Genomic DNA, 15,719 nt, shown 5'->3' with positions numbered 1-15,719 from the left:
TGTGTCCACACCCTAACCTAATCTGTAAAATGAAATCCTACTTGAGAAACAGGCCAATATCGAATATCAACTTTTCCCACCACTGTCTCTTGATCAATAAAGCCAAAGTAGCGACTATCAAAGCTATTCCTTCTATTATCACCTAGTACAAATAGTTGCCCTTCTGGTACACGACTTTCCCCTGTTATTTCTTCTAAAGTGAAGTCTTTTGTTAAGATCCCTGTTATTTGATCGCGAAAAGCCTGCAAGTACGCTTCTTCCATGTATTCATCATTGATATATAATTTATCATCTACTACTTTAATATGATCTCCTGGCTCTCCGATTACCCGCTTCACATAATCTTCTTCGTCATTCGCATGAAAAACGATGACATCGAAGCGGGAGACATCTGAAAAATCATACAATATCTGATTTACCATAATTAAATTACCATCGTACAATGTTGGCTCCATTGATTTTCCATCTACTACATAACTTGCAAATAAATAAGAACGAAAAAACATAGCAAAGATTACCACAATTAAAATTGTTCGCAACACAATTAAACGCTTCCATTTTTTTGTTTTCATCTGGATTCCTCCAAGGTATTACTTATACTATTATACCCACCGAGGAGGAAATTTAATCCTTTTTTATTCCTGTTTTGCGCCCATTTTTCCTTTTCTATGTAGTAATCTTTCAATGAATTTACCAATTAACCAAAATAATGAAATACTAATACCCACTACAATAGCTTTAACAGGATTTTGCGCAAAAGATGCAATACTGCTTCCTACATAAGCAATTGAAAAAATCATTACTGTTTTCCCTAATAACACAGCTAGGACAAATTGATATGTACTAATTTTTGACAAGGCTGCTACTGTGTTAATAATAGCCGAAGGAGAAAAAGGAAAGCACATTAATAAGAATAATGGACCAAATCCATGATGTTCTAACCAATGCGTAACGCGTTTGACTTGTTTATTTCGACGAATCCAAACAAAAAAGCGTTTATCGCCTAGCTTACGGATAACGTAAAATACGGATAATGCACCTGCACTTGCACCAGCCCAAGATAGTAAGAAACCTTCTAATAATCCGTACGCCGCTGCATTGGTCATGACAAATACAACCAACGGCAGGAATGGAAGAAATGCCTCAATGAAAGGTAAAAGAAATCCAGGTAAGGGTCCAAAACTTTCATATGTTTTCAGTAGTTGGTTTAGAAGTGTATCAAATTGATTAGCTTCTATTAATTCTTGTATCGAACTTATATCTAAATTTGTTATATTAAATAAATACATCATTGGCGGACTCCTCTATAGAAACAATTACATATCCTTAGTTTACACTTTCTATATTAATGTAAAACATCTTTTTTTCCTATTATTTCGTTTTTTACCATAAAAAAATTTAACTATTCATTTGAATTTGAGTTGAATTAGGTTATAATAGAACAAACGTTCTATTCAAGGAGGGCAATGATGCGCTATTTACATGATTCGGAATATGCATTAGGTTCCCGGTTTTTATTCTTATCCATGGCAATTGTCGTCATACAAAAGGATTTAGTACAGATCGAAAAGGAAAAAAGCTTTAAGATAAAAGAACCTTATATGGAGTTGCTTCAAAGGATGGAGAAAAGAGCTGTAGCCGAAAGACTGCAATTACGGAAATATATGATACAGCAAAAGTTACAGGTGATTGCTTTAGAGAAAAATGATACCTTTTCATCCTATTTATATCTTTGTCAGGGCCGAGAAGAGAAGCGGAATTACTTTAATCCTACCATTCGAAAAAACGTAGAAAAAATTATCCGTGAGTTGATGGAAAACGTCAATAAACCTTCAAATCATACACTAACAAGCTAATAATTATCCTCGTCATCTCAAATAATGAAGGAACTCATCACATCTAATGAGTTCCTCCATTATTTACATTTTAAATTAACGCTCTTTTCATAAACATTGTTGCTTTTCAATAATTGGACTTGATAGAAACTGCGACGTACCAGAAGACCCTTATCCGCTTCACAAGTGAAATGGGCTCGCTTTCCGTGGGCACGGCTTCAGCTAACTCGTAAGCAAAGAACGCTTAGAGTGGATCTTCAGCCCGTGCTGTTCCCACAGGAGTCTCACCCATTTCACTTGCTCCGCTAGTTTTGTCTATAAATAAGTAAAGCGTGTCCTATTGCATACTGAATTAAAACGTCAGCAACTATATTAATAACTGAAAAACACATCAATTTTTAGCGCCTAATACCAATTTCTATAGTTAATATTACAACGTTTTTGAAATTAGTTGCTCTACTAAGCGAAGGAAGCAAATGGGTGACACTCTAGTGGGAACAGCAAATGTTTTCGATGGGATGAGTAATCGCAATCCCACAAGCCGAAGATCCACTTGGAAGTGTTCTTTGCTTCCAAATTAGCTGAGGCTGTGCCCACAGAAAGGGAGCCCATTTGCTTCCGTAGCGGTGGTAATGTTATGTCACAGTTGATGATAACTCCGACGACAGGAACGTTACGTCGAATTTTATCAATTTCCCTTAAAACAACTATCTTTAGCAATCCAACTTAAGTAAGAACAAAAAAGTCATCATCTTTTCTTTTGTCTGGTCGTGGTTGTGGTGGTGTTGCGTTTAATCTTTTTTCTAGTTGGTAGCGGAATTGTGCTGTTCGTTGTAGTTGATTGATCATCGAGCCATAAGAAACTTCTAAGATTAGGTTCATACCGTTCTTAAAAATAAATTCTGTACCCCGACCTGGAGCTTTACGTATGCGGTCAACATGTGTGTGTGAAATCCATGAGCAATATGGATTCTGAGGTGATGAAGTAGGAAAAAAGTACATGCCACTCGAAGGATCAATTGATATCGGCACTTTATGTTTGATTCCACAAACAGTACGTGCACCTTCTTGTCTTCCTTTCAAACTACTGCCAAAATACTTACACGCAGCATCGATTAACTTACCAGGTGATCCTTTAACGTAATATGTGCCATCCTCACTAATCTCGATCACTTTAGAGACATAAGCACCATTCATCTTCTCTGCAACTATCGCTATTGTTACAGGATTAATTTCATAATCTTTTTCCATATTTCAACACTTCCTTTTTTAAATTTTGTTTAAGAATAATTAAATATTTAATTGTTCTTAAACATAAGTAAAATATACTATCAAAATGTCAGTTTTGGTACTAAAATAGCTATTTGTACCCAAAATTGTCACATTTATGTATCCAAAGCGATCTTTTGGTATACTGAAAGTACTAAATCATATAAGAGGAAGGAGTGAATCTATGTGGAACATATTCAAAAAAAAGCAGACTCAGGATTCTAAGAAGAAAAGAGAATATCCAATTATTGATATTTCATTAGCAGAACTAAAACATGCGATCCATGAATACGGTATGGATCTTCCAAAAGAAATTCCTTTAAGTGTCTTAATAAATGACGATTTAAGCATTGATTACAAATTACTCGCACCAGTTTTAAAAGGAATACCAAGTAAAACCTACTACATGTCGATCGAAACATATCAATTATTTGAAGAGAAAGATCAGCAACTAGCTGTAAACTTTGATAACATCCAACGTGCAGTTGATGCATATATACAGCAAACAAACGAACCACCTACGATACATGGAGATCCTTATCATAAAGTAAGCTATCATAAATTAGAGAAATTAGATCTATTGCATTATCGTCCTCATCAAGAATTTTATATAACAGATGAAGAAAACCTCATTACCAATATACGCCCAAAATAACCGACCAAAAGGGAATATCCATTACCAACCCATAGATATTCCCTAAACTAATTCACCTATTTTGTTTTACGTTCTTTTATAACACGCTCGATCATATCAATCCGTTCCTGCATTGGAGGATGACTGTAGCGCATCCACTTCACCCAAAACACTGGATTAATATCACTTTTAGATTGGATAGACATACGAATAAACCCCTCAATAGCCGGCTCTAGTTCTTCTGTATGTTCTATCGCATAAGTATCCGCTTGTACTTCCATTTGCCGAGAAACAAACAATGATACTGGCTGACTAATCGTTAAAACCAGCATCGTAATAAAAAGAAGGACTGGAATTGCTCGAATGTCCGATAGTTGCATTTGTGGAAACTTTTTATCCATGATACGACGATAAAAGAATGCAATTAACAAAATTAAAACAAGCGCAAACAACAAATAACCGATAACGCCATAATAAACATGGTTCATGAGATAATGACCAATTTCATGTGCTAAAATAAATAAAATTTCCGACTGGTTCATTCCTTCTATTGTTGTATCCCATAATACAATGCGCGCATTTCCAAAGATGCCTGTTACATAAGCATTAAATGTTGTTACTTTTTCACTCATATTTACTTGCAGCAACGTCGCATCTTGTAAACCAGCATCTGCTGTTAAAGCTTCAATTGCATGACGTAACTCTCCTTCTGCTAGCGGGGTGAAATCCTCATATAACGGATCAATCCAAACCGGTTGTATATACACGACAAAGATAGCCACAGGAATCGTGATAAGCCAAAGAATAATAGGCCAACTTTTTTTTCGCTTTTTAACCAACCACTGAAATGTTAATAATAGTAAGGTTAAACCAATCCATAGAAAGAGTAAATCCAGCGTTAACTCCCCAACCCAGTCTAATAGAGATTGATTACTTGTTCCGACAGCATGTGTAACATAAAACCAAAAGAGATCAAATGGTAGCTGAATAACTTGATAAATGAATAGAAGCAACAACCCAACCAGACTCGTTTCTATGAATCGATTGCGCCACTGAAATGCCTCTTGCCACTTACGAATCCATTCATATGTAATAACACCATATAATAGTATGAAAATTAATGGTAACTTACCAAAGAATAGCGCATGGGCAATCGCTGCATAATTCGTGTCACTCAATGTTTGTAGTGGATATAAAAAAAGAAAATAGCCAAAAACAACAACAAGATAGATGGCATAGGCTAGGAGTATTTTTTTCATATTTTACCGCTCCAATTTATTCAAAATAGAAAAACTATCCCCATCATTTTTTGATAATAGATAAGGATAGTACTTCATTCACTATTTAATAAATCAAATCAATTAATTGTTCTTTCGTTATTTTACCAAGATAGTGTGGAACATCTATGTCTTCTAGCGCTTCTTCTAGTGCTTGACGCTGATAGCGCGTGTCCACTAATTGTTCTGCAATGACATTTACATCACCAATGCCAAAGAAATCACCATAAATCTTACAATCTTTAATAATACCTTTAGAGATGTCCATTCGAACATCAACTAAGCCTGAATCAAACTTATGTGACTTTTGTATATCGAATTTAGGAGATTTACCAAAATTCCAATCCCATTGCTGGTAGCGCTCCTCTGAAAGTTTATGAATGTTTTTCCAATCTTCTTCTGTTAACTGATAACGTGGAACGTCCTTAACATTCTCCGTATCAAAAACATATTTTAAGATATACGTTTTAAACGCGTCCATTGGTAATTTTTCTTCCATAAAATCAGAAATATTTGTGACCCTACTGCGGATCGACTTTATGCCTTTTGATTTGATCTTTTCTGCATTAACATTTAAAGCGGACACTACATGTTCAATTTCAGAATCATACATTAGTGTACCGTGACTAAACATGCGACCACGTGTAGTGAATTGTGCATTACCAGATATTTTACGTCCATCAGCAACTAGATCATTACGACCACTCAATTCTGCAGGAACACCTAACTTCTGTAAAGCATCAACAACAGGTTTCGTAAATTTCGCAAAGTTATGGAAGCTATCGCCGTCATCTTTTGTGATAAAACTGAAGTTCAAATTACCTTCATCATGGTAAACTGCACCGCCACCAGATAGTCTTCTAACTACTTTAATGTTCTGTTCATCAACATATTTCGTATTAATTTCTTCAATTGTATTTTGATTCTTCCCAATAATAATCGACGGTTTATTGATGTAAAACAACAAATATGTATCTTCTTCACCGAAATTATTTAATATATATTCTTCAATTGCTAAGTTAATATATGGATCTGTTACACCTTCATTATCAATAAATTTCATGTGTGCATCCTCCTTATTTTCTATAAAAAGCCTTCAGTTACTAGTTTAAAATATTACTGATAAAAAGGCAATTTTACTGGCTACGCGTTCCATGTATAACCTGTCCTCGCTAATTCGACAATGCCAGTATACTCTTTCTTTGCTTCACTAACTAAGTCGCCTCGATCACCAAAGTGTGGGTGATGACTCAATAGTAATTGGCCCACACCCGCAGCTTCTGCGATTTCAGCACACTCCACACTAGTCATATGACCTGCTTTTGAGCCATCCTGTCCTTGATAGAAACTGCAATCACTGATTAATAGATCCGCATGACGACTAAACGAAACAAACTCCTGCATATAGCTGGAATCAGCTGTATAGACAATAACCTTTTCACCGTCTGTAATTCGCATCGCAAAACATGCAACAGGATGTTTTGTTTTTAAAAATGTAATCGTAAATGGACCCACTTGTACTGTCTTTTCAGGATCATAGCCAATTCCTTCGGTGAAATGATGGGTGAGCTTTTCAAAGCCAGTCAGGTCATCGGTATGACCATAAATGGGTAAAATGTCACTTGTATTCTGAATTTGATTTTGGACTAGCCAATTGTACTGTAAGACACCAACATCTGCAATATGATCCTGGTGATAATGGGATAAAATGACTGCATCTAGTTCCATCACGTTCGTATACTTTGGTACCTGTGCTAATGCCCCACTCCCACAATCAATTAAACAGCTGAAATCATCTTTTTCTAACAAATAGCAGGACGTCGCCTCTCCAACTTCCGGATATGCACCCCAAAAACCAACAACTGTTACTTTCATTATCAAATCACCTCTACAATACGCTTTATTCGTTACAATTAGTGTAACATAATTCCATTAATTACTAAATAAACTGTAACTACTTCTAATATGATCACAAAACCTACTTGATTGATCACAAACCCAAAAAGCTCACCAAATTGGTAAGCTTCTGAAAAACGCACTATTCTTTTAAGAATTCCAAGACATCTGCAACGGCCTGCTCGCCTTGATCAATACAATCTGGAATACCAATTCCTTGATAACTACCTCCAGCTAACAAGACACCGGGTAATTCCTTTTTCATTTCATTTCGTAGTTCATGAAGTCGATCAAGATGCCCAACTGTATACTGCGGCATTGCGTCTCTCCAACGGGTCACAATATGAAAATCCGGTCTTTCTGAGATACCAAGGATTTTTTCTAAGTCTTTTAGAGCAATCGCTGCAATTTCTTCATCACTTAAATCAACAACACCCTCATCACCAGGCCGACCAACATAACAGCGTAACATCGCTTTTCCCTCAGGCGTTGTGTTCGGCCACTTTTTATGTGTCCACGTACACGCGGTAATGCGATAATCACTATTACGTGATACAACGAATCCTGTGCCATCTAAATCATGAGGAATCGAAGCTACATCAAAGGTTAAAACAACATTAGCGACTGAAGTGGCTTTTGTCTCACCGAAAACTTGCCAAAAATCATATTGGCTGAAAATACGTTTCACAACTGGAAATGCGGTCGTTAAAATTACACTATCTGCTTTCTTAACTTCACCGCTATCTAATAACAAATGATATTTATCTGTTTTATTCTCAATATGATCAACCGTTGTTGCCTTATGTATAGAGACAATAGTTGGATCCAATTGCTTTTCGATTGCGTCAACAAATGACTGTAGACCATTACGTAAAGAATAAAACTTACTCGATTTATTAACTGGTCTATCTTTTTTCTTTGGTAATGTTTCACGCGAACCTTTTATCAAACTACGATGCTTTTGCTCCATTTGATAAAATTGTGGAAAAGTAGCCATTAAACTAAGTTGATCAATGTTTCCAGCATAAATACCAGATAGAAGTGGCTCAATTAAATTCTCTAATAGCTCATTACCAAAACGTCTGCGAAAGAATTCGCCAACGGATTGATCCCCAACTACCGTACTTTTAGGTAATACAAAATCAGCTAGCATTCGAATTTTACCTTTGACAGAGAACATATTCGATAATAAAAACGGCTGTAGCTCTGTTGGAATACCCATCAATGAACCTTTTGGCATTTCATGGAGCTTATCTCCAACTAATACATAAGCTTTACCAGTTCCATTTTTGACCAAGTCGTGATCAATTCCTACTTCACGTGCCAAACGCGCAGCAGATTCTTTGCGAATCAAAAAAGAATCGGGTCCTCGTTCAATGGTAAAACCATCTTGTTTGATCGTCTCCATTTTACCGCCTAATTTGTCTCCGCCTTCGATTAAATCTATGGTATAAGGCAGCCCATTAGCCTTAATTTCTTTTTGCAAATAATAGGCAGCAGTTAAACCCGTAATACCGCCACCTATAATTGCAATTTTTTTCTGTTTACTCATCTTTATCTGTACTTTTGTATTTATTTACAACAACCTCTGCTAACGTTTCAATGAACTCTGGTGCTACATTTGGCATTGGTGGACGATAATATCCTGCTCCAAGTTCATCACAAACTACTTTACATTCGTAATCATTGTCGTAACGTACTTCTAAGTGATCAACAATAAAACCAACCGGTGCATAAACAAAAGTCCGGTAGCCTTTTTCATGATATAGCGTTTTGGTTAGGTCTTGTACATCTGGTCCCAACCATGGATCAGGTGTATTCCCTTCACTTTGCCATCCAATTTCATACTTCTCAATTCCTGTAGCTTCTGAAATCATTTTTGCTGTAGTTTTTAATTGTTCTGGGTATGGATCACCATCTTTTAAAATCTTCTCTGGTAAGCTGTGTGCAGATATAACAAGAACTGCTTTTTCTTTCTCATCTGCAGACATTTTCGCATACTCGCCTAAAATTGCTTCCTTCCAATAATCAATAAAACCTGGCGCATCATACCAACTCTCGACAGAACTGATAACTGGCTTACCCAATTTTTCAGCTTCTGCTTGAGCACGACCGTTATAAGCCTTAACACTAAATGTTGAATAATGAGGTGCAAGTACAAGCGATACCGCTTCCTCAATTCCGTCATCCACCATTTGTTTAACCGCATCTTCAATAGATGGTTCGATATGTTTTAAACCTAAGTATGGAACGAATTCTACTTCATTTTGTGTTTCATTCGCTTTTTTTGCAATTGCCTCTTTTTGTAGTTCTGTCATTTCAGCTAGTGGTGAAATACCGCCAATTGCACGATACCGATCTGTTAAGTCTTGCAACATTTCTGGCGTTGGTTTACGTCCGTGTCTAATGTCTGTGTAATATCTTTCTATATCTGCCTCTTCATATGGTGTACCATACGCCATGATTAATAGTCCTACTTTTTTCTTTGCCAAATTTAAGCACCCTTTCTATCTCTTTGAATACTGATGAACTAAATCTGTTACTTTTTTTAGTGTAGCTGGGGATATTTCCGGTGTAACGCCATGTCCCAAATTGAATATATGCGCAGGCATTTCTCTACCTTGATCAATAATTTCTTTAGTCCGTGCTTCAATCGTTTTCCAATCGGATAATAATATTGCAGGATCTAAATTACCTTGCAATGGCTTCGTAATCCCAAGATCTCTTGCTTCTTTAATTGAAATTCGCCAATCGATTCCAATCACGTCAACTGGAAGGTCATTCCACTCCATGATTAAATGACTTGCTCCAACTCCAAACAATATAAGTGGAACACTTTCTTTTTTAAGTGTAGTAAAAATGCGTTCCATTATTGGTTTAATATAATAGCGATAATCCGGTACAGAAAGTGAACCAACCCATGAATCAAAAATTTGAATGGCTTGTGCCCCCGCTTTAACTTGCGCTCTTACATAGGTAATTGTCATATCTGCTAGTTTATCCATTAAAGCAAACCAAGTAACAGGATCACGATACATCATTGCTTTTGTTTGATGATAATTTTTTGATGGACCGCCTTCAATCATATAGCTAGCTAAAGTAAATGGTGCCCCACTAAAACCGATCAAAGGAACATCCAACTGTTCTTTTGTTAACAATCGAATGGTGTCCATCACATAAGGGACATCTGATTCTGGATCAATTGTACCTAATTTCTGGACATCAGCTAATGATTTAATCGTGTTATCAATCACCGGCCCAATCCCTGACTTAATCTCAACATCCACCCCTATAGCTGGCAAAGGCGACATAATATCTTTATATAATATTGCCGCATCAACACCGTACTGTTCTACCGGCAGACGCGTAACGTACGCACACAACTCTGGTTGATGGGTAATCTCAAACAAAGAATATTTTTCTTTTAACTTACGATATTCTGGTTGAGACCTTCCTGCCTGTCGCATAAACCATGCAGGTGTATAATCTGTTTTTTCTCCTCTGAACGCTTTTAAAATTGTCTCATTCTTTTCTCTCATAACACTTTCACCCTTTGCATCACAATCATTCTTGTGTTTCTCTTCATCCAAATACTACTATACCGATGTCTTTCTTAATTGAATAGTGATTTTGATACATTGTCACTAAATCGCCAAATTATAATTATTATAATTAAATAACACTTGTAATTATACCCGATTACCTACCAAATGATAAAGTAATTTGATTCGAAGGTTCTCCTTCTTTTTTTGTAAGCTTATTATATGGAACAATATAGTACGTAGAAGACTGAAATAAAGAAACATCTGTTAATAAAAATTCCCCTTTTCCAGTCACTTCCCCTATTTTATTATCACCCGAATCTGTCACTTGATAAATATGATACATTACACGATCATCTGCCGGCACTTCCCAATTTAACTCTCCTTGTACAAGAGACCAGCCACCTATTTTATAAGAACCTTCTAAATTAGTAGTAGTTGGCAAAGTAATAGGATCTTCCAGTTCTTCAACACCACTTGGTTTCATAAAAGATCTGGCTAATTCTTGTTGTTGATCTATACTTGCCAAGATTGCCTTTGTAGCACGTGTTGGTGCTGCACTACCTTCTGTTAAATAATGTTCTTCGTCTGTTTGATCATAGCCCATCCATAAAGCTGTCACGTATTCAGGTGTTATCCCAGCGAACCACGCATCTTTTACTTGTCCTTCTACAGCGGGGTGTTGTGTAGAGCCAGTCTTGCCTGCTAATGCCTTTTGATAAGACCCAGATTGAGCCGTTCCGTTTTCCACAACATTTTCAAGCATGCTTACCATATTCCACGCCACTTGCTTTGAAAAAATGGCGGTCTCCTCCGTATCAGATTCTCCTATAATCTCTCCGTTTCGATCTTTGATCGCAGCAATGGCATGTGCTTCAATAAATGCCCCATCATGAATAAATGTTCGATACCCTTGCACGACTTGCATTGGTGTAATACCAGTCTCTAATCCTCCTAGCGCCATTGCCAGACCATCATCTTCTAATGCGATTTGCATTTCCTTTAAATACTCCTTACTATATGGAATACCAATTTGATCTAATAGCCAAACAGCCGGAGCATTTTTTGAGTCTTGTATTGCCTCATACATGGTAACTTCTTGACTATACTGTCCATCGACATTAGTGGCGATATAACCATCATACTCTTGTGCAATATCTTCTAAAAAATGATACGGTTGATAATCATCCATCATCGCTGGCCCATAGACCGCTAATGGTTTCATAACAGAACCAGGTTGTCGTTTTACTAGTGCACGTTGATAATCACCAATTTGAAAATCCCGACCACCTATTACAGCTTCTAATTCACCTGTCTCTTGTTCCATTAAAACAAATGCTACTTCGACATTGGGTTGTGACCCACTATAATACGCTTCATTTTGCAGGGTCTCATAGGCAATTTGTTGTGCACCTTCATTAAGATGAACAGTAATACGATACCCACCACGTTTTAATTCTGCGGTTGTTAATTGATACGTGTCTGCTGCTTCACGAATAACGATATCAAGATAGTCGTCTAGCCATGGCTTCTCTTCTGTAGCTTGCTCAGTAATACCTAATGTATTACCTTGAAGTGTCAACATTTCCTCTGTTTCTAACATACCTGCTTTGCCCATTTGTGATAGCACAATATCACGCCGATCTTTTGCATTATCTTCATCTATATAAGGAGAATAGTTATTAGGTGCCTTAACTAAACCTGCAAGCATTGCACCTTCTGACACCGTCAATTCTTCCACAGGCTTATTAAAGTAATAATTTGATGCTGTACCAACTCCATGTATACCATGTGCAAAATAGACTTTATTTACATATAATTCTAATATTTCTTTTTTACTGAAATGTCTTTCTAAATAAATTGATGCCATTACTTCTTTTGTTTTTCGCATGAATGTTTTATCATTCGTCAAAAATAAATTCTTGGCTAATTGTTGCGTGATGGTACTGGCCCCTTCCACCTTATCAAGTGCTATTATATCTCGATAAACAGCACGCATAACAGATTGGAAATCTACTCCAGCATGGTCAAAAAAACGTACATCCTCAATGGCAATGAATGCATTTTGAACATGTGTAGGTACTTGATCAATCGACACAAGCTCACGGTTTTCCTCATATAACTTTCCGACTAATGTACCATCATCCGTCTCTACAATTGTTGTTGCTGGTAAGACGAGTTTCTTTTCATCCACAACGAGTCTGCCACCATATATAATAAATAAAAATCCAATAATCCCTAGTAGAATAATTGTTCCCACGATCAATAATGACCACTTAATCCAAGGGTCAGCCGTTAATTTTTTCAAACCTAACAGATATTTCTTCATACCTTCACCTCTTTAGTTATTTTAAAATAACTATATTTCGACAAACACTTGTCATCATCGCACCATTATACGATAGTTATACTTTTACTTAAAGAAATATCTCTATTTACTAGATCTTTTAAATCAAAAACATATACAAAATTTAAAAAGAGTTTTAAAATGGAAAGAAAAGTTATTTGGGAGTGATTAGGATGAAAGCTTATATGACAAATGGAACATTAGAGTATTTAGAACAGATAAGAGATAACTATCCTGCTATTACAATGTATTTCATGCGTAATAATACATCTACTACGGTTTATTATGAAGATACAGGTATATCCGTTTTTAAAGAAGCTAGAAGTTATACCGTTATTTCCGACAGAGGGAGTTTTCAAGAGCATGGTTATGTAGTAATGACTCATATTCCTGTTACGGATGATGGTAAGCCAATTTTTGAATCTGAATTCAAACAACGTGCAGATAGAATTGAAAAAGTTCCAGGATTTTATGCATTTCGAGTATTGCGACCATTACACGGAAACACCTATGTTCTTGCCATTCAATGGGATAGTGAGCAGAGTTATCAGGTATGGAGAGACTCTGACGTCTATAATCAAAACTATGGTAAGGATATCAAACCGAAATATCGCGCTGGAAAGTCATTCCGAACCATTTACAATATGGTTGATTGGGACGAAGTTAAAGCAGAGCGAGAAGAAGCAGAAAACAAAGATTAAAACTAAAATCGATTAAAAAAACGTAGAAGTAATTTAGATTACCTCTACGTTTTTTTATTTTTTTAAAGAACTTGATATATCCCGCCCAATTATCGCGCACTCCGCCTAATTATCTAGTCTTACGTCACTTTTTTCATCAACTACGACGTAATAGAATTTCTTGACCCGCTTCTCAAGTGAAATTGATACGCTAGTTTAGTACACTGCAATATTAGAAGAGCATAAATTAATTACAAGTCGAAAAGGTACGCCATCAAGCGAAGGAAGTAAATGGTTGAGACTCCAGTGGGAACAGCACAAACCGAAGATCCTCTATAGAAGCGATCTTTGTTTCTATAGATAGCTGAGGTTGTGCCCACCGGAAAGCGAAACCATTTGCTGACGTAGCAGGTTAAAAACCACTTATTGTGATTACTCGTTCCATCAAAACTATTTGCTTACCTGACAAGGCGGGTAAAGAATCTAAGTCGCAATATACACCTACTACGTCGTTTAAAATATATATTCACGAAAAAAGACTTAATTATTTACGAATTAAACCATTTCGATGTGCATAAACAGCTGCTTGCGTGCGGTCGTGAACACTCAGTTTACTTAATATATTACTGACATGCGTTTTTACTGTTTTTATCCCAATAAATAATTGATCACCAATCTCTTGATTTGTTGATCCTTCTCCAATACACAATAATACCTCAAGTTCTCTTTCTGTTAATTGCTTGTGCGGCTTATCTTGTTGGACACGAAAACTCGTCATCATTTTATTAGCTACTTTCGACTCTATCACTGTATCTCCCCGGTAGGCTTTATGAATAGCTACGGAAATCTCCTCCGCCGAAGAGGTTTTTAACATATAACTAAAGGCACCTGCTTCTAAAGCAGGAAATACTTGTTCATCATCATAATAGCTCGTTAATATAATAATCTTGCAGTCTGATAGTTTTTGCATAATGGTTTTAGTAGCATCAATCCCATTACCATTTTCCATAATTAGATCCATTAATACCACATCAGGTTTCATTTCCAAGACCATCTTTGCACCTTCATTCCCACTTGAAGCTTCTCCAACAATATCTAGCTCATCTTCTGTCTCCAAATAGGAAATGATACCTTTCCGAACAATATCATGATCATCGATAACTACGACACGAATCATACTGACCATCCTCCTCATTTACAATGGAATTCGAATATCAATGTGCGTTCCTTCTCCTTGTTTGGAGCGGATTGCAAATGTTCCACCAATTTCCTCACTACGTTCTTTCATTGTTTTTAATCCGTAAGACGCCTTTTTATCTTCATCAGACGCCAAATCAAAACCTGTTCCATTATCCGCTATATGTAAAAAAACATCACGTTGATGTTGCTGTATCTCAATCGTTACTTCCGATGCATCAGCGTGCCTTAACGTGTTCGATAAAGATTCTTGAACAATTCGGAATAAGTGCTCTTCTGTTGTTTCAGACAAACTTTCAATATCATCAATATGTAACTGGAAATTTATTGGACATTTCTGTTCTAATTCTGTTACTAATTGATTAATACCAATTGGAAGTCGATCCCCTGAAAGGTGAACGGGACGAAGATGCAATAGTAAAGCACGCATTTCAGTTTGTGCTTTTAATGCGGTTTCAGCTATTTCTTTCATTTGCTCTTTCGCCTTAATTGGATTTTTCTCTACTAAACGTACAGTTGCCTGTGACATCATTGCCAAAGCAAATAATTGTTGACTAACCGCATCATGTAAGTCTCTCGCTAATCGTTGGCGTTCTTCAATGGTCGCTGCCTTATGTGCTGATTTTGCAAACTCAGCCTTTTCATCTGCTAAACGCTGTAAAGACTTTACTTGATTTTGCATTTTTTCACCGAGTTCATTTAATTCTTCACCAATTCGGGCAATTTCGTCATCACCAATATCATATACTTTTGTTGCATAGTTTCCTCGTGACATTTGAGCAATCAAGACAGATAGATAATCCATTCTCGTTTTAATATCACCACTTGATTTAAAACCAACATATAAGGAAAAAAGAAACGCTATAACAAAATATGCACCAATGAAAATGAATATGCTTGCAGTGTTTAACCAATCAGGACCAAGCACTACATGAATCGTCAACAAGATTGTTAATAAGGTTAGTGCCGTTAATAATAAAGCATGTAAATGTGACCGAATATACGTATAGCGGATTGAATTCAATCTTTTTAACAAAAAACC

Annotated in this window: 15 protein-coding genes; 3 read left to right on the top strand and 12 right to left on the bottom strand. The window is 36.4% G+C overall.

The window, feature by feature from the left end:
* Nucleotides 1-17: 17 nt before the first annotated feature.
* Both lepB and D2K60_RS19870 read right to left on the bottom strand, forming a co-directional pair.
* Nucleotides 18-572, bottom strand: a complete 555-nt coding sequence (lepB, locus tag D2K60_RS19875) for a signal peptidase I (protein WP_117170851.1) — start codon at nt 570-572, stop codon at nt 18-20.
* A 63-nt stretch (nt 573-635) separates the two neighbouring features.
* Nucleotides 636-1,289: a TVP38/TMEM64 family protein gene (locus D2K60_RS19870; RefSeq protein ID WP_117170850.1), complete on the bottom strand. Its 654-nt coding sequence runs from the start codon at nt 1,287-1,289 to the stop codon at nt 636-638.
* Nucleotides 1,290-1,469: 180 nt separating this feature from the next.
* On the opposite strand from D2K60_RS19870, the gene D2K60_RS19865 reads away from it, so the two are divergent.
* Nucleotides 1,470-1,856 carry a YhjD family protein gene (locus D2K60_RS19865; protein ID WP_117170849.1) on the top strand — a complete coding sequence of 129 codons (387 nt, stop codon included), beginning with the start codon at nt 1,470-1,472 and terminating at the stop codon, nt 1,854-1,856.
* A 705-nt stretch (nt 1,857-2,561) separates the two neighbouring features.
* Here the strand turns inward: D2K60_RS19865 and D2K60_RS19860 are convergent.
* The gene (locus tag D2K60_RS19860) at nt 2,562-3,086 is read right to left on the bottom strand and encodes a competence protein ComK (protein ID WP_117170848.1); all 525 of its coding nucleotides are present in this window, start codon (nt 3,084-3,086) and stop codon (nt 2,562-2,564) included.
* 202 nt (nt 3,087-3,288) lie between these two features.
* Here D2K60_RS19860 and D2K60_RS19855 point away from each other — a divergent pair, with 202 nt between their 5' ends.
* Complete coding sequence (locus D2K60_RS19855; RefSeq protein WP_117170847.1) at nt 3,289-3,759, top strand: DUF3939 domain-containing protein; 471 nt, start codon at nt 3,289-3,291, stop codon at nt 3,757-3,759.
* 56 nt (nt 3,760-3,815) lie between these two features.
* Here the strand turns inward: D2K60_RS19855 and D2K60_RS19850 are convergent, their stop codons facing one another.
* The 7 genes from D2K60_RS19850 to D2K60_RS19820 form a co-directional block, all read right to left on the bottom strand.
* Nucleotides 3,816-4,997, bottom strand: a complete 1,182-nt coding sequence (locus D2K60_RS19850) for a M48 family metallopeptidase (protein ID WP_117170846.1) — start codon at nt 4,995-4,997, stop codon at nt 3,816-3,818.
* 85 nt (nt 4,998-5,082) lie between these two features.
* On the bottom strand, nt 5,083-6,078 hold the full coding sequence (locus tag D2K60_RS19845) for a lipoate--protein ligase (RefSeq protein WP_117170845.1): 996 nt from the start codon (nt 6,076-6,078) through the stop codon (nt 5,083-5,085).
* A gap of 80 nt (nt 6,079-6,158) precedes the next feature.
* A complete protein-coding gene (locus tag D2K60_RS19840) occupies nt 6,159-6,890 on the bottom strand; it encodes an MBL fold metallo-hydrolase (protein ID WP_117170844.1) in 732 nt (243 codons plus the stop codon).
* A gap of 163 nt (nt 6,891-7,053) precedes the next feature.
* Complete coding sequence (gene hemY / locus D2K60_RS19835) at nt 7,054-8,463, bottom strand: protoporphyrinogen oxidase (protein ID WP_117170843.1); 1,410 nt, start codon at nt 8,461-8,463, stop codon at nt 7,054-7,056.
* The gene (hemH, locus tag D2K60_RS19830; RefSeq protein ID WP_117170842.1) at nt 8,456-9,403 is read right to left on the bottom strand and encodes a ferrochelatase; all 948 of its coding nucleotides are present in this window, start codon (nt 9,401-9,403) and stop codon (nt 8,456-8,458) included. The genes hemY and hemH overlap by 8 nt, the downstream gene beginning before the upstream one ends.
* 15 nt (nt 9,404-9,418) lie before the next feature.
* Nucleotides 9,419-10,450: a uroporphyrinogen decarboxylase gene (hemE, locus tag D2K60_RS19825; RefSeq protein WP_117170841.1), complete on the bottom strand. Its 1,032-nt coding sequence runs from the start codon at nt 10,448-10,450 to the stop codon at nt 9,419-9,421.
* A 160-nt stretch (nt 10,451-10,610) separates the two neighbouring features.
* Nucleotides 10,611-12,782 carry a transglycosylase domain-containing protein gene (locus D2K60_RS19820; RefSeq protein WP_117170840.1) on the bottom strand — a complete coding sequence of 724 codons (2,172 nt, stop codon included), beginning with the start codon at nt 12,780-12,782 and terminating at the stop codon, nt 10,611-10,613.
* A 191-nt stretch (nt 12,783-12,973) separates the two neighbouring features.
* Here D2K60_RS19820 and D2K60_RS19815 point away from each other — a divergent pair, with 191 nt between their 5' ends.
* The gene (locus D2K60_RS19815) at nt 12,974-13,501 is read left to right on the top strand and encodes an antibiotic biosynthesis monooxygenase family protein (protein ID WP_117170839.1); all 528 of its coding nucleotides are present in this window, start codon (nt 12,974-12,976) and stop codon (nt 13,499-13,501) included.
* 523 nt (nt 13,502-14,024) lie between these two features.
* Here D2K60_RS19815 and D2K60_RS19810 read toward each other — a convergent pair.
* Entirely contained in the window at nt 14,025-14,657 is a 633-nt protein-coding gene (locus D2K60_RS19810) for a response regulator (protein WP_117170838.1), read from the bottom strand.
* Between the two features lie 18 nt (nt 14,658-14,675).
* On the bottom strand, nt 14,676-15,713 hold the full coding sequence (locus tag D2K60_RS19805; RefSeq protein WP_117170837.1) for a sensor histidine kinase: 1,038 nt from the start codon (nt 15,711-15,713) through the stop codon (nt 14,676-14,678).
* Nucleotides 15,714-15,719 lie beyond the last annotated feature (6 nt).

It is taken from the genome of Paraliobacillus sediminis (genome assembly GCF_003426055.1).
This window is presented reverse-complemented; position numbering and strand designations above follow the sequence as displayed.

Excerpts from the sequence above, each read along its gene's own strand:
- lepB (WP_117170851.1), bottom strand. The coding sequence starts at position 572 with ATGAAAACAAAAAAATGGAAGCGTTTAATTGTGTTGCGAACAATTTTA.
- D2K60_RS19870 (WP_117170850.1), bottom strand. The coding sequence starts at position 1,289 with ATGTATTTATTTAATATAACAAATTTAGATATAAGTTCGATACAAGAA.
- D2K60_RS19865 (WP_117170849.1), top strand. The coding sequence starts at position 1,470 with ATGCGCTATTTACATGATTCGGAATATGCATTAGGTTCCCGGTTTTTA.
- D2K60_RS19860 (WP_117170848.1), bottom strand. The coding sequence starts at position 3,086 with ATGGAAAAAGATTATGAAATTAATCCTGTAACAATAGCGATAGTTGCA.
- D2K60_RS19855 (WP_117170847.1), top strand. The coding sequence starts at position 3,289 with ATGTGGAACATATTCAAAAAAAAGCAGACTCAGGATTCTAAGAAGAAA.
- D2K60_RS19850 (WP_117170846.1), bottom strand. The coding sequence starts at position 4,997 with ATGAAAAAAATACTCCTAGCCTATGCCATCTATCTTGTTGTTGTTTTT.
- D2K60_RS19845 (WP_117170845.1), bottom strand. The coding sequence starts at position 6,078 with ATGAAATTTATTGATAATGAAGGTGTAACAGATCCATATATTAACTTA.
- D2K60_RS19840 (WP_117170844.1), bottom strand. The coding sequence starts at position 6,890 with ATGAAAGTAACAGTTGTTGGTTTTTGGGGTGCATATCCGGAAGTTGGA.
- hemY (WP_117170843.1), bottom strand. The coding sequence starts at position 8,463 with ATGAGTAAACAGAAAAAAATTGCAATTATAGGTGGCGGTATTACGGGT.
- hemE (WP_117170841.1), bottom strand. The coding sequence starts at position 10,450 with ATGAGAGAAAAGAATGAGACAATTTTAAAAGCGTTCAGAGGAGAAAAA.
- D2K60_RS19820 (WP_117170840.1), bottom strand. The coding sequence starts at position 12,782 with ATGAAGAAATATCTGTTAGGTTTGAAAAAATTAACGGCTGACCCTTGG.
- D2K60_RS19815 (WP_117170839.1), top strand. The coding sequence starts at position 12,974 with ATGAAAGCTTATATGACAAATGGAACATTAGAGTATTTAGAACAGATA.
- D2K60_RS19810 (WP_117170838.1), bottom strand. The coding sequence starts at position 14,657 with ATGATTCGTGTCGTAGTTATCGATGATCATGATATTGTTCGGAAAGGT.